Consider the following 12,995-nt stretch of genomic DNA (forward strand, 5'->3'; position numbering starts at 1 on the left):
ACAGTTTGTTCATAACGGAGGAGCAGGTCGTGCAAGACACCCCTGCCGGCACCAGCACCGCCGACGCGGTGTTCGCCGCGCTGGCCCCCGTGGTCGAGGGCATCGCGGCCACGTTCGGACGCAGTTGCGAGGTGGTGCTGCACGACTACCGCGACCAGGAGCGGTCCGTCGTCGCGGTCGCGGGCCAGGTCACGGGCCGGGCGGTCGGGGACGCGATGAGTGAGATCGGCCTGCGCGTCCTCGCCGCCGGTGACGACGCCCGCAACGAGGTCGGTTACGTCACGCGCGCCCAAGACGGGAAGGTGCTCAAGTGCACGACCCTGCCGTTGCGCGATGTCGACGGGACGCTGATCGGCGCGCTGTGCGTCAACATCGACGTGTCGGCGATCAACCGCGCGACCGGCGTGCTCTCGGACCTGCTCGGACTGTCCTCACCGGACGAACAGACCCCGGTCTCCACGACGAACTTCTCCGGTGACCTCGACCAGGTGGTCGAGTCCCTCGTCGAACGCGCCGAGCGGACGCACGCGGTGCCCGTGGCGGCGCTGGGGCGCGACGAGCGGCTGGTCCTCGTCCGGTCGCTGCACGAGGCCGGAGTCTTCGCGTTGCGCGGCGCGCCGGGACGCGTCGCGCAACGGCTGGGCATCTCCCGCACCGGTCTGTACAACGACCTCGCCGAGCTGAAGAAGGACACACCATGACCGACAGCCCCGCCTTCGTGAGCGAGTCCGAGTCGGCCGCGCTCGTCGACGACGACCTCGCGCTGGCCGCCGCGCACGAGGCGTTCCTGGCCACAGCGGACGGGTCGACGTTCCCGGTCGTGATCGGGAGTTCTTCGAGTCCTGGCACCAGGTTCACGCTCAAGTCGGGTTCCGCGGGCGACCTCGTGGGGGTGAAGATCGGCAGTTTCTGGCCGGACAACACCGAACTGCCCCGGCACAGCTCCACGATCGTGCTGCTCGACCCCGCCACGGGCCGATTGAGGGCCGTGGTCGAGGCGGCCGCCGCCAACGCCTACCGCACCGCCGCGGCCGACGCGCTCGCCGTGCGGGCGCTGGCACGCGAGGACTCCCGCACGTTGACCGTGATCGGCACGGGACACCAGGCCCTGCACGAGGTGCGCGCGGTCAGCCGGGTGCGGCCGGTCGAACGGGTTCTCGTCGTCGGCAGGCGCGCTGACGCCGCACGGGCGTTCGCCGCATCGGTGACCGCCGTGACCGGCCTGCCCGCGGAACCGGTCGACGCACGGACCGGGGTCGCCGCGGCGGACGTGCTCGTCACGGTCACGACCGCCCGCGAGCCCCTGTTCGACGCGAGCTGGGTCAGGCCGGGCACGCACATCTCGGCCATGGGCACCGACGGGCCGGGCAAGCAGGAGCTCCCGGTCGAGATCTACGGCCGCGCCAGGCTCTTCTGCGACCTGCCGGAGCAGTCCCGCGCCATCGGCGAGTTCCAGCACGCGCCCGCCGCCGAGCCCGTCGCACTCGGGGCCGTGCTGTCCGGCGCCGCGCGGGGCCGGACGTCGCCCGAGGACGTGACGGTGTTCGACAGCTCCGGTTTCGCCCTGCAGGACCTCACCCTCGCCGCCGCGCTGCTGCACCGCCGCGCCACCACTCCCGGAGACTCCGAATGACCACCGTGGACACCCCGGACACGCCGTTCGCCGTGGTCGACGCCACCCGGCTGGACCGCAACGCCGCACGGCTGCGCGACCACCTGCGCGGGCTCGGCGTGCCGCTGCGCCTGCACGTCAAGACGTCGAAGTCCGTCGAGGTGGCCGAGCGGGTCCACGCGGGCGGGCCCATCACGGTGTCCACCCTGGCCGAGGCCGAGCACTTCGCCGCCGCCGGCTACCGCGACGTCCTCTACGCGGTCGGCATCGACCCGCACAAACTGCCGCGCGTCGCGGCCCTGCTGCGCCGGCGCGTGACCCTCACCGTCCTGCTCGACTCCCTCGCGCAGGCCGAGGCGGTGGCCCGGTTCGCACAGCAGGAGGACCTCCGCGTGCCGGCCCTGGTCGAGATCGACTGCGACGGGCACCGAGGTGGTGTCGCGGCCGCCGACCCGGCCCTCGTCCAGATCGGCCGGGCGCTCGGCGACAACCTCGCGGGCGTGCTGACCCACGCGGGCGAGTCGTACTTCGCTTACACGCCAGAGGCTTTGCACGAATCCGCGCAGAACGAGCGGGACGTCGCGGTCGCCGCCGCCGAGGCGTTGCGCAGCGCGCGCATGAGCTGCCCGGTCGTCAGCGTCGGCTCGACCCCCACCGCGCACGCGGCGACGGACCTGTCCGGTGTCACCGAGGTCCGCGCGGGCAACTACGTCTTCTTCGACCTCGTCATGGCAGGTATCGGCGTGTGCGACATCGGCGACCTGGCCCTGTCCGTCGTCGTCACCGTGATCGGCCACCGGCACGACAAGAACTGGGTGCTCACCGACGGCGGTTGGATGGCCACCTCACGGGACAGAGGCACGCAGGCGCAGGCCGTCGACCAGGGTTACGGGCTCGTCGCCGACCTGCGCGGCGACGTGATCCCCGGGCTGCTCATGACCGGGGCGAGCCAGGAACACGGCGTGCTGAGCACCCGCAACGGCGAGCCCGTTCCGGAGCTGCCCGTCGGAACCCGCCTGCGGATCCTGCCGAACCACGCCTGCGCGACCGCCGCGCAGCACGAGCGCTACCACGTCGTCAGCGGTGCGAACCCGGCCGTCGAGGCGACCTGGTCACGCCACCGCGGCTGGTGACTTTCAGGCCGGTGGCCAGTTCCGCAGGGCGGCGTCGGCCACCCGCTGGAGCTCCTCCTGCGTGGCGCCGCCCGTCGCCTGCACGGACATGCCGTTCGAGATCGTCATGAGGTAGCGGGCGACCAGGTCCGGATCGGTGCCGGCAGGCAGGTCGCCCTCGTCGACGGCCCGCTGGAACCGCTCGCGCAGGTACTCCTGCCCCAGTGCGCGCCACGCGACCAGGGTGTCCCGGGCGACCTCCCCGGTCGACCCGGCGGCCAGCGCTCCCTGCACGCCCAGGCAGCCGGAAGGGCAGCCGGGGCGGGTGTTCGCCAGCGCCGCACCGGCCAGGAACGCCGTCGCCACTTCCCATGCGGTCGCCGCCTTCAACGCCTCGAAGACGTAGACGGCCTGAATGTCGGTGTAGCGCTGCAGCGCCTTGCGGAACAGCTCCTCCTTGTTGCCGAAGGCCGCGTACATGCTCTTGCGCGAGATGCCCATGCGCTCGGTCAGGTCGGTGAGGCTGGCGCCGTCGTAGCCCTGCTCCCAGAAGACGCGCATGGCCTTCAGGAGCGCCTCTTCGGCGTCGAACTCCCGCGGCCGACCTACCTGCGCCTTCTCCACGTCCTCATCCTACGCCTTGTGCACCGATCGGTGCACAAGTGCTACGGTCGGAATATGCACCGATCGGTGCACAACGATCTGGAGGGTGTTTCCGATGCGCAGGCTCGAAGGCAAGACCGCTGTCATCACCGGGGGCGGCACGCGGGGGATCGGCAGGGCCACGGCCGCGCGACTGGTGTCCGAGGGCGCGTTCGTGTTCATCACCGGCCGCCGCAAGAACGAGCTGGACGAGGCCGTGGAGGTCATCGGCGAGAACGTGACGGCGGTGCCGGGCGACATCACGAACCCGGACGACCTGGACCGTCTCTACGAGGCGGTCGCCGCTCGGGGCGAGGGTCTCGACGTGCTGTTCGCAAACTCGGCCACGGCCTCGTTCGCGACGATCGAGACGATCACCGCGGAGGACTTCGACCAGGTCTTCGGCGTCAACGTCAAGGGCACCCTCTTCACCGTGCAGAAGGCGATCCCGCTGCTCAACGAGGGCGCCTCGGTGATCATCAACGCCTCCACCGCCGCCGACAGGGGCACCGCGGGGTTCGGCGCCTACGCGGCGTCCAAGGCGGCGCTGCGGACGTTCACGCGTTCCTGGGCGAACGAGCTCAAGGGCCGCGGGGTCCGCGTGAACGCCATCTCGCCGGGACCGACCGACACCAACGGGATCACCGAGCTCGTGGGCGAGGAGAACGCGGTGGCCTTCCGCGCGGGTGAGGCCGCCCGCATCGCCATCGGACGGATGGGGCACGTCGACGAGGTCGCCGCCGCGGTCGCCTTCCTGGCGTCCTCCGACAGCAGCTTCATGCTCGGCGCCAACCTCTACGTCGACGGCGGCGAGAACCAGATCTGATCAGTCGGCGAAAGCGTCCACATAGGACCGGACGCACACGTCCGGAGTCGCACGGGCCGTGACGAGGTGCCCGTCGACGACCAGCGGCGGGTCGAGCGGCACGGAGACGTGCCGCTCGGACCTCTGCCCCGCGAGGACCTCGGCGGGCATCACCGTCCACGCCAGCGGGTCGCGGCCGACGTCGAACAGCAGGGTGAGCAGGTTCCCCGCGGGCGGTGCCACCGGCGCCACGGGCAATGCGGCCACGATCGCGTCGTGCAGCGGCGGGTCGACGTCACGCGCGAGCAACCGCAGGCCGTTCGGATCGAGGTCGAGCACGCTGATCACGGGTTTGCCCGCGGCGGCGTGGCCGGTGGACAGCACCGCGTGCAACGGCTCCGACCAGACGCGCTCGACGGTCAGCGCGTCGTCCGAGACCACGCCCCGAACCAGGGCCAGGTCCAGTTCCCCGTCGCGGACGGCGGCGAGACGCGCTCCCGCCGGCAGGTCGACGAGCTCCGGTTGCGCGGGCCGGTCGCCCTCGCCGAGGCGGCGCAACGCGCGGTCGACGCGTGGCGTCACGCACGACGCCACCCCGATCCGCAGCACGGCGGCGTGTTCGCCCGCCACGACCCGGACCCGCGCCGCCGCGGCCAGCGCCTCCCTGGCCGCCGCCAGCACCCGCTCCCCCGCCGGGGTGAGCCGCACCGTGCGCGAGGTGCGTTCCAGCAACCGCACGCCCAACTCGCGTTCGAGGCGGGCGACCTGCTGGCTCACGGCGGGCTGCACGATCCGCAGCCGTTCGGCGGCGCGCCCGAAGTGCAGCTCCTCCGCCACCGCGACGAAGTACCGCAAAGCCCTGAGTTCCACTCCCCAGATCTATCACGACTCGTGATCGGTGCACGTCGGAGTTGGTCGTTGATGGTGTCTCCCCGCCGGGATGGGATGGCGGTGACCTCAGGAAACGGAGACACCAGTGAACTCACCCGTCCTCGGCGTGATCGGCACCGGCATGGTCGGCGCGGGTGCCGCCCGGCGCGCGGCCGACGCCGGACTCGACGTCGTGCTCAGCAACTCACGCGGCCCGCACACGCTGACCGGCCTGGTCGCCGCGCTCGGCGGGCGTGCCCGCGCGGCCACCCCGGCCGAGACCGCGCAGGCAGCGGACGTCGTCCTCGTGGCCGTCCCCCTGTCGGCGCACGAACAGCTGCCGCGCGCCGAGCTGGCCGGCAAGACCGTGATCGACCCGACGAACTACGTTCCGGCGATGTGGCGTTCATCCTCTTTGGACAGTGACGAGCTGACGTCCAGCGAGCTGGTCCAACGCCACCTGGCCGAGTCGCGGGTCGTGAAGGCGTTGCACAACATCGGTCCCCGGCAGCTCCTCGACCTGCACCGGCCGGCGGGCGCCGCCGACCGCACCGCGCTGCCGGTGCACGCGGACGACCCGGACGCCAGGGCGGCGGTGGCCGCGCTGTTCGACGTCCTCGGTTTCGACACCGTCGACCTCGGCCCGCTCTGCGGGAGCTGGCGCAGCGAACCCAACACCCCGCTCTACGCGTTCCCCTACGTCGGCGAGCCGCCCGCCGGTCTCAGCGTTCCCGACCTGGTGGCGTGGGTGCAGGCCGCGCCGGGCGTTCCCGTGCCCGCCGCCCGCGTCACCGAACTCGCCGCGGCCGCCGTGCGCGGGCCCGCGGGCTTCCAGTTCTAGCGCCTCAGATGCCGAACAACGCCGATGCGTTGCCGGACATGAACTTCCGCCGGTCGGCGTCCGACTCGAACTCGCCGAGGAAGGCGGTGATCTGCTCCCGCGTGGGGTGCTGGAACGGGTAGTCGGTGGAGAAGATCAGGCGGTCTGCGGTGGTCACGGACAGGGCGTGCCGCAGCAGTGCGGGGGTGAACATGCCGGAGGTCGTGATGTGGAAGTTCGACCTCAGGTAGTCCGACACCGGCCGTTGCAGGCCGGCGACGCGCGCGAGGCTGTCCGCGCGGTCGACCCAGAACAGCAGCATCTCGCCCCAGTGCCCCAGCACGACCTGGAGATCGGGGTGCCGGTCGAAGGTGCCGCGCAGGATCAGCCGCAACGCCGCGAGCCCCGCGTCGAGGTGCCAGCCCCAGCCGAACGTCGCGAGGGCCAGGTCGGTCGTCGCGTCGAAACCGCGGTAGGAGGCGTCGCGCAGGGCGTCCGAGGGCAGTTGCGGGTGCAGGAACACCGGCTGCCGCAACGCCTCCGCCGCGGCGAAGAAGTCGTCGTAGACGGGATCGTCGAGGACCAGGTCGCCGGACCTGCCGTAGACCATGGTGCCCACGTGGCCCAGGTCGGCGGCGCGCTTCAGCTCGTCGGCGACCTCGTGCGGGGCGGACATCGGCAACGTCGACAGCGCGCGGAACCGGGCCGGGTGGCGGGCCACGGCCCCGGCCGCGACGTCGTTCGCGACGCGGCTGAGCCGGACCGCCTCCGGCGCGGGCAACGCCTGGGTGCCCGGCGGCGTCTGCGCGAGCACCGCCACGTCGATGCCCTGGGCGTCCATGGTGGCGATCCGGCCCTCGCCCAGGTCCTGCAGGCGTTCCCGGTGGTCGCCGAGGTCGTTGAACGCGAGGCTCTCGTCGCGCCCGGCGAGCGCGGCGGTGAGCTCCGGCAGGACCCAGTGCTCTTCGATTCCGATCAGCATCTCGTTCCCCTCAGTTCGAGCCCGCGAGCGAACCGGCGGGCTCGGGAGCGACGACATCGTTGTCCTGCTTCGTGATCAGCCGCGACGCGCAGACCGCGACGCAGGCGAGCACGGCGATGATGACCGCCATCGGCAGCGCGGAGTGCTCGCTGCCCACGCTCACGAGCGGCGAGACCGCCGCGCCGAGCCCGAACTGCGCGGCGCCCAGCACGGCCGATCCGGTGCCGGCGGCCCCGGGAACCGCGTCGAGGGCCAGCGCGGTGGCCGGGCCGAGGACGAACCCGAGCGACGAGACGGCGAAGAAGATCGGCACGATCAGCCACGCGGCGCTGATCGGCAGCAGCGCGAGGACCAGCAGCACCACGGCCGCCCCGAACAACCAGCTCGTGCCGATGGCGAGGACCCGCCGCGGCTGGCTCCGGCGCAGCAGCCGCGACGCGAGCGCGTTGCTCGTGACCAGCCCGAGCGCGTTGAGCGCGAACAGAAGGCCGTAGCCGACCGGGCTCATCCCGATGACCACCTGGTACAGGAACGGCGACGCCGAGATGTAGGCCATGAGCACGGCGAACGAGAAGACGAACGTGGCCGTCGCCGTGAAGTAGGCACGTCGGCCCAGCGCGCGGAAACCGGTCGTCCTCCCGGTGCCACGTCGTTCCCGCGGCAGCGTCTCCGGCACGACCGTGGCCGACCCGGCGAGCATCGCGACCGCCAGACCGGCCAGGACCAGCAGCACACCGCGCCACCCGATCCCGTCGACCACCAGGCTGCCGAGCAGCGGCGCGACCACCGGCGCGACCCCGCCCACGATCATCATGAGGCTGAACGCCCGCGCGGCCGCGCGTCCCGTGGCGAGGTCGGCGATGACGGCCCGGCCGATGACCATGCCGGCCGCCGCGGTCAGCCCCTGGACCAGGCGGGCGGCCAGCAGGACCTCGATCGTGGGCGCGACGGCGGCGAGCACGCTGGCGGCCACGAACACCGCCGAGCCCGCCAGCAGCGGCCCGCGCCTGCCCCACCGGTCCGAGATCGGGCCGAAGACCAACTGCCCCGCGGCCAGTCCCAGCAGGAACATCGTGAGCGTGAGCTGGATGGCCGTGTCGCTCGTCTCGAGGTCGGCGGCCATGCGCGGGAACGCGGGCAGGTAGAGGTCGATGCCGAACGGAGCCACGCTCGCCAGCAGGGCGAGCACGAGCAGCAGCGGCACGGGGATCGTGCTGCGGGAAGGCGCGTTCACCGCATCTCCTATCAAGTGATAGCTATCATCTGACAGGAAAAGTACCATGGTCCCGTGGACGAGGCCCAGAAGTCGCGGTTGTTCGAGCTCGCCGACCTCATCGCGGCGGTCGGCCGCCAGATCCACGCCTCCAAGGAGGGCGTGGTCAAGGAGTCGTGGTCGGCACTGGACATCGCGGTGATGCGATTCATCGACCGCAACCCCGGCACCTCGGCCGGCGCGGCCGCCGACGCCACGCAGCAGATCTCCAGCAATTTCAGCCGCGCGCTGCGCAACCTGGAGCGCAAGGGCTTCGTGCACCGCGAGGCCGACCAGGAGGACGCCCGCCGCGTCCGCCTCTACCCCACCGCCCGCGCCCAGGAGAACCTGCGGCGGCTGCACGACATCTGGAGCGACCTGCTCGACGGCGTCGTGTCCGATGAGGACGAGGTCGACGCCATGATCGGAACGTTGCGGCGGATGGAGACGAAGCTCGCCGAGAAGGCGCGGAAGTGGCGCGACTCACCCGAATCAGGACCGCAAAGGGCTTGAACCTGACGTCGGCGTCAAATTTTAGCGTGGAACCATGAAACTTCTGCTCGTCCTCGCCCTCCTGTGCGTCTCGGCCCCGGTGGCCTCCGCCTCGACCGGGCCCTACGCCCCCGTGAACCGCCCCGGCCCGCGGCTCTCCGTGCCGATCGCCGACCTCCAGGCCGCCGTGAAGTGCACCCCGTCGGCACACGGCTCGCACCGGGAGGTAGCCCTCTTCGTCCCCGGAACAGGCGTCGCACCCGCCGAGTCGTTCTCCTGGAACTGGTTCCGCGCCCTCGACCGGATCGGCCACCCGTACTGCTCGGTCGCGCTGCCGGGCAAGTCGGTCGGCGACGTGCAGGTCTCCGCCGAGTACGTGGTGCACGCCATCCGGCACGCCCGCGCGATCAGCCGCGGCAAGATCGCCGTCATCGGCCACAGCCAGGGCGGCGTCAGCTCCCGGTTCGCGCTGCGGTTCTGGCCCGACACGCGGGCGATGGTGGCCGACCACATCGGCCTCGCCGCGGTCAACCACGGCAGCGACCAGAACGACGCCCTGTACCCCCACGGCAACGGCCCGGCCTTCGCCCTGCAGCTCAAGAGGACGGCGAAGTTCGTCGAGGCCGCGAACTCCCGCCGGGAGACCTTCCCCGGCATCTCCTACACGTCGCTCTCGACCGTCCACGACCAGTTCGTCACCCCCGCCGGCACGACGGACCTGCGCGGGCCCGGGGTCGCCAACATCTCGCTGCAGGACGTCTGCCCGGGCAACACGAGCGACCACATCACCATCGGCACCAGCGACGCGCTCGCCCACTCCCTCACCATGAACGCCATCACGCGCCGCGGCCCGGCCGACCCGGCGGACCTCCCCGCCTCGATCTGCGCGCAGGACACCATGCCCGGCGCCGACCCGGACACCGTCACCGCGGACCTGGCGGCGTTCCTCAAGTCCGCCACCGACACCATCGCCGCCGCACCCGTCTCGGCCGCGGAACCCGCGCTGAAGCCGTACGTGTTCGCACGTCGCTAGTCTCGAAGTTCGACGATTCGGGGGGACCATGCGCATCGGTGACCTGTCGGCGCGAACAGGGGCGAGCACGCGCGCGTTGCGGTACTACGAGGAGCAGGGCCTGCTGACCAGCACCCGCAGTTCGGGAGGCCACCGCCGCTACGCGGAGGAGGACGTCGCCCGCGTGCGGTACCTGCAGCGGCTCTACCTCGCCGGGCTGAGCAGCCAGACGATCCTCACCCTGCTGCCCTGGTGCCTGAGCACGCCCACCCCCGACAACACCGACGCCGCCTTCGCCCGCATGAGCGAGGAACGGGAGAAGCTCGACGCGCACATCGCCGAGCTCTCCCGCACCCGCGAGTCACTCGACGACCTGATCGCCGGCAACCGCGCCTTCCGCGCGTCAGCCACCTGGTGACCTGGGCGGAGGCGGCAGCGGTCGTGGCTCAGCCGACGAGCCTGGCCAGCTTCGCCGGGGCGAGCACGCGGTAGCTCTCGGTCAGCAGCTCCCCGACCTCCGCCCAGTCGACGCCGGGCAGCACCTTCAGCCCGGCGACGTCGTGACCCCACGCGGCGCGGAAGAACGGCTCACCCGCGCCGAGCAGGGCGTCCAGCTCCTCCGGCCGGGCGCGGAAGGTCATGACCACCGTGGGCTCGGTGAGTTCGGCGGCGCGGCTGTAAGCACCGTCCTGCCCCGGGTGAGCCGTGAAGACGTGCAGGAAGGTGCGGTTCCGGATCCGCCACCGAGTCCCGACCCACGCCGCCTCCTCGCGACTCTCCGGGAGACCGGCGCAGATCCGGCGAAGTTCACGCAGCACCTCGGCGGGCACGTCCGCTCGGTCGGTCATGACACTCCCCCCTGCTCGACCCGGTGCCGGCGAGGACGTGTCCTCGCCGGCACCGGGTCCTAGTCCCGTTCGACCAGGTGCCCGATCACGACCGGACCGGGATGCGCGTGACCGGAGCCGTCGCGGCGCGGGTCGACCTCCGGCAGCTCCACCGGCGAACCCTTGTCGTCCGCACCGGCCGGCCTGCTGCCGATCCACGCGAGCACCAGGTGCGTCTCCCCCTTGAGGAAGCGCTGCGACCGCACACCACCCGTCGCACGGCCCTTCGCCGGGTACTCGCTGAACGGCGTGACCTTCACGCTCTGACCGGACGAGGTGACCACCATCGGCTCACCGTGCTCGTCGTCATCCGTGCGGATCGCACCGAAGAACACCACGTACGCGTCACCGCTCACGTTGATGCCCGCCATACCGCCGCCCTTGAGACCCTGCGGCCGCACCAGCTTCGCGTCGTACCGCAGCAGCGACGAGTCGGAACTGACGAACGCAAGCGTCTCACTGCCGTCGGTGAGCCACGTGCAGCCGACGATCTCGTCGCCGTCCTTGAGCGAGATGACCTCGAACTCATCGGAGCGGACCGGCCACTCCGGCACGCACACCTTGACCGTGCCGAGCTTCGTGCCGATCGCGAGACCAGGCGAGTCCTTCGGGTCGAGCGGCGCGATGCCGACGACCTTCTCCCCCTTCTCGAGCGGCACCAGCTCACTCGCCGCCATGCCACCCCGGAGACTGACCGTGCCGCTCTGCTCCGGCAACACCGGCAACGGCAGCACGTCCGTCTTGAAGGCCCGGCCGAGGTTCGTGATCAGAACGACCTGCCCCCGCGCGGTCGAGTGCACAACGGCCAGCACGGCGTCGTGCTTCACCCGCCCCGCACGCCGCTTGCCCTCCGACGCCTCCTCCGACTCCGCCGCCGTACGCGCGACAAGACCCGTGGCGCTCAGGATCACCTGACACGGGTCGTCCGCCACCTCCAGCGGCCCGGCCGGCTTCGACGCCGCCAGCACCTCCTTGAGGTCACCGTCGATCAGACTCGTGCGACGCTCACCACCGAGGTCCTTCGCCACCGCGGCCAACTCGGCCGACACCAGCTTCTTCAGCACCGACTCGTCGTCGAGGATCGTGGACAGCTCCGCGATCTCCTGGCGGAGCTTGTCCTGCTCGCTCTCCAGCTCGAGCTTGTCGAACTTCGTGAGGCGGCGCAGCGGCGTGTCGAGGATGTAGGAGGACTGGATCTCCGACAGCTTGAACTGCTTCATCAGACCGTCCTTGGCGGCCTGCGCGTTCTCGCTGCCCCGGATCAGCTTGATGACCTTGTCGATGTCGAGCAGGGCCAGGAGGAGGCCCTCAACGAGGTGCAGTCGCTCCTCACGCTTGCGACGCCGGAACTTCGTACGCCGCGTCACCACCTCGTAGCGGTGCTGCAGGAAGACCTCCAGCAACTGCTTGAGGCCCAACGTCTGCGGCTGACCGTCCACCAGCACCAGGTTGTTGATGCCGAACGACTGCTCCATCGGCGTCAACCGGTACAGATCCGCCAGCAACGCCTGCGGGTTCACCCCGACCTTGCACTCGATGACCAGCCGGATGCCGTTCTCGCGGTCCGTCAGGTCCTTCACGTCCGCGATGCCCGTGAGCCGCTTGGACTTGTTGACCTCGTCGGTGATCTTCTCGACGATCCGCTCCGAGCCCACGCCGTACGGGAGCTCGGTGACCGTGATGGCCTGGCGGCCCCTGGAGCCCTCCAGCGGGCCGATCTCGACCTTGGCGCGCATGCGCACGACGCCGCGGCCCGTTTCGTAGGCCTTCCGCACCTCGTCCAGGCCGAGCAGCAGGCCGCCTGTCGGCAGGTCGGGGCCGGGGACGAACTCCATCAGCTTGTCGAAGTCGGCGTTGGGGTGGGTGATCAGCCACCTCGCCGCGCCCACCACCTCGCGGAGGTTGTGGGGGATCATGTTCGTGGCCATGCCGACGGCGATGCCGGAGGTGCCGTTGACCAGCAGGTTCGGGAAGGCCGCCGGGAGGACCGCCGGCTCCTGCAGGGAGCCGTCGTAGTTCGGGCGGAAGTCGACCGTGTCCTCGTTCAGCTCGCCCACGAGCTGCATGGCGACCGGGGACATGCGGCACTCGGTGTATCGGCTCGCGGCCGGTCCGTCGTCTGGGGAACCAAAATTTCCATGGCCGTCGATCAACGGTTCGTTGAGGCTGAAGTCCTGGGCCAGACGAACGAGAGCGTCGTAGATCGCCGTGTCGCCGTGAGGATGAAACTTGCCCATTGTGTCCCCGACCACACGGGACGACTTCACGTACGCGTGGTTCGGCCGGTATCCCTGCTCGTGCATCGAGTAGAGGATGCGGCGGTGCACCGGCTTCAGGCCGTCGCGCGCGTCCGGCAGTGCCCGCGAGTGGATGACCGAGTACGCGTACTCCAGGTACGAGTCCTCGATCTCCGTTTTGAGCGAGTTGTCGAGCACCTTGGCGCCGGCCTTGTCGAACGCGGCTGGGTCGACCTTGGTCGTGGGTCCCTTGCGGCGTGCCATGACTTCGT

14 protein-coding genes are annotated in these 12,995 nt (G+C 71.1%); 8 read left to right on the forward strand and 6 right to left on the reverse strand.

All coding sequences use genetic code 11. The features are described 5' to 3' along the window. Positions 1-29: 29 nt before the first annotated feature. The 3 genes from IE307_RS04580 to IE307_RS04590 are packed head-to-tail and all read left to right on the forward strand — an operon-like array spanning position 30 to position 2,745. A complete protein-coding gene (locus tag IE307_RS04580) occupies positions 30-701 on the forward strand; it encodes a helix-turn-helix transcriptional regulator (protein WP_191296143.1) in 672 nt (223 codons plus the stop codon). Next, the gene (locus tag IE307_RS04585) at positions 698-1,633 is read left to right on the forward strand and encodes an ornithine cyclodeaminase family protein (protein WP_191296144.1); all 936 of its coding nucleotides are present in this window, start codon (positions 698-700) and stop codon (positions 1,631-1,633) included. Before IE307_RS04580 ends, IE307_RS04585 begins: the two co-directional genes overlap by 4 nt. Then, positions 1,630-2,745, forward strand: coding sequence for an alanine racemase (locus IE307_RS04590; protein ID WP_191296145.1), 1,116 nt, complete (start codon positions 1,630-1,632; stop codon positions 2,743-2,745). The genes IE307_RS04585 and IE307_RS04590 overlap by 4 nt, the downstream gene beginning before the upstream one ends. A gap of 3 nt (positions 2,746-2,748) precedes the next feature. On the opposite strand, the gene IE307_RS04595 is transcribed toward IE307_RS04590, so the two are convergent. Next, positions 2,749-3,348 carry a TetR/AcrR family transcriptional regulator gene (locus tag IE307_RS04595; protein WP_229904377.1) on the reverse strand — a complete coding sequence of 200 codons (600 nt, stop codon included), beginning with the start codon at positions 3,346-3,348 and terminating at the stop codon, positions 2,749-2,751. A gap of 94 nt (positions 3,349-3,442) precedes the next feature. Here IE307_RS04595 and IE307_RS04600 point away from each other — a divergent pair, with 94 nt between their 5' ends. Then, complete coding sequence (locus tag IE307_RS04600) at positions 3,443-4,192, forward strand: SDR family NAD(P)-dependent oxidoreductase (RefSeq protein ID WP_191296146.1); 750 nt, start codon at positions 3,443-3,445, stop codon at positions 4,190-4,192. Here the strand turns inward: IE307_RS04600 and IE307_RS04605 are convergent, their stop codons facing one another. Continuing rightward, complete coding sequence (locus tag IE307_RS04605) at positions 4,193-5,041, reverse strand: LysR family transcriptional regulator (RefSeq protein WP_191296147.1); 849 nt, start codon at positions 5,039-5,041, stop codon at positions 4,193-4,195. A gap of 106 nt (positions 5,042-5,147) precedes the next feature. Here IE307_RS04605 and IE307_RS04610 point away from each other — a divergent pair, with 106 nt between their 5' ends. Continuing rightward, on the forward strand, positions 5,148-5,882 hold the full coding sequence (locus IE307_RS04610; RefSeq protein WP_191296148.1) for an NADPH-dependent F420 reductase: 735 nt from the start codon (positions 5,148-5,150) through the stop codon (positions 5,880-5,882). A 4-nt stretch (positions 5,883-5,886) separates the two neighbouring features. Here IE307_RS04610 and IE307_RS04615 read toward each other — a convergent pair whose 3' ends face one another. After that, the gene (locus tag IE307_RS04615; protein WP_191296149.1) at positions 5,887-6,843 is read right to left on the reverse strand and encodes an amidohydrolase family protein; all 957 of its coding nucleotides are present in this window, start codon (positions 6,841-6,843) and stop codon (positions 5,887-5,889) included. A 10-nt stretch (positions 6,844-6,853) separates the two neighbouring features. Then, entirely contained in the window at positions 6,854-8,077 is a 1,224-nt protein-coding gene (locus IE307_RS04620; protein ID WP_229904378.1) for a multidrug effflux MFS transporter, read from the reverse strand. A gap of 54 nt (positions 8,078-8,131) precedes the next feature. On the opposite strand from IE307_RS04620, the gene IE307_RS04625 reads away from it, so the two are divergent. From IE307_RS04625 to IE307_RS04635, 3 genes are read left to right on the forward strand one after another with little or no spacing between them, the layout of a single operon-like run. Beyond that, the gene (locus IE307_RS04625; protein WP_191296151.1) at positions 8,132-8,608 is read left to right on the forward strand and encodes a MarR family winged helix-turn-helix transcriptional regulator; all 477 of its coding nucleotides are present in this window, start codon (positions 8,132-8,134) and stop codon (positions 8,606-8,608) included. A gap of 34 nt (positions 8,609-8,642) precedes the next feature. Further along, positions 8,643-9,620, forward strand: coding sequence for an esterase/lipase family protein (locus IE307_RS04630; protein ID WP_191296152.1), 978 nt, complete (start codon positions 8,643-8,645; stop codon positions 9,618-9,620). A 28-nt stretch (positions 9,621-9,648) separates the two neighbouring features. Next, positions 9,649-10,017 (forward strand): MerR family transcriptional regulator, encoded by a 369-nt coding sequence (locus IE307_RS04635; protein ID WP_191296153.1) that lies wholly within the window; start codon positions 9,649-9,651, stop codon positions 10,015-10,017. Between the two features lie 28 nt (positions 10,018-10,045). On the opposite strand, the gene IE307_RS04640 is transcribed toward IE307_RS04635, so the two are convergent. Together IE307_RS04640 and IE307_RS04645 are read right to left on the reverse strand one after the other, a co-directional pair. Next, entirely contained in the window at positions 10,046-10,447 is a 402-nt protein-coding gene (locus tag IE307_RS04640; RefSeq protein ID WP_191296154.1) for an MmcQ/YjbR family DNA-binding protein, read from the reverse strand. 59 nt (positions 10,448-10,506) lie between these two features. Next, complete coding sequence (locus tag IE307_RS04645) at positions 10,507-12,987, reverse strand: DNA gyrase/topoisomerase IV subunit A (protein ID WP_191296155.1); 2,481 nt, start codon at positions 12,985-12,987, stop codon at positions 10,507-10,509. Positions 12,988-12,995 lie beyond the last annotated feature (8 nt).

Source organism: Lentzea cavernae (genome assembly GCF_014653695.1).
Classification (GTDB): domain Bacteria; phylum Actinomycetota; class Actinomycetes; order Mycobacteriales; family Pseudonocardiaceae; genus Lentzea; species Lentzea cavernae.

Bases quoted from the DNA above. Each gene is read 5' to 3' on its own strand.
- IE307_RS04585 (WP_191296144.1), top strand. From the start codon at position 698: ATGACCGACAGCCCCGCCTTCGTGAGCGAGTCCGAGTCGGCCGCGCTC.
- IE307_RS04590 (WP_191296145.1), top strand. From the start codon at position 1,630: ATGACCACCGTGGACACCCCGGACACGCCGTTCGCCGTGGTCGACGCC.
- IE307_RS04600 (WP_191296146.1), top strand. From the start codon at position 3,443: ATGCGCAGGCTCGAAGGCAAGACCGCTGTCATCACCGGGGGCGGCACG.
- IE307_RS04615 (WP_191296149.1), bottom strand. From the start codon at position 6,843: ATGCTGATCGGAATCGAAGAGCACTGGGTCCTGCCGGAGCTCACCGCC.
- IE307_RS04630 (WP_191296152.1), top strand. From the start codon at position 8,643: ATGAAACTTCTGCTCGTCCTCGCCCTCCTGTGCGTCTCGGCCCCGGTG.
- IE307_RS04635 (WP_191296153.1), top strand. From the start codon at position 9,649: ATGCGCATCGGTGACCTGTCGGCGCGAACAGGGGCGAGCACGCGCGCG.
- IE307_RS04640 (WP_191296154.1), bottom strand. From the start codon at position 10,447: ATGACCGACCGAGCGGACGTGCCCGCCGAGGTGCTGCGTGAACTTCGC.
- IE307_RS04645 (WP_191296155.1), bottom strand. From the start codon at position 12,987: ATGGCACGCCGCAAGGGACCCACGACCAAGGTCGACCCAGCCGCGTTC.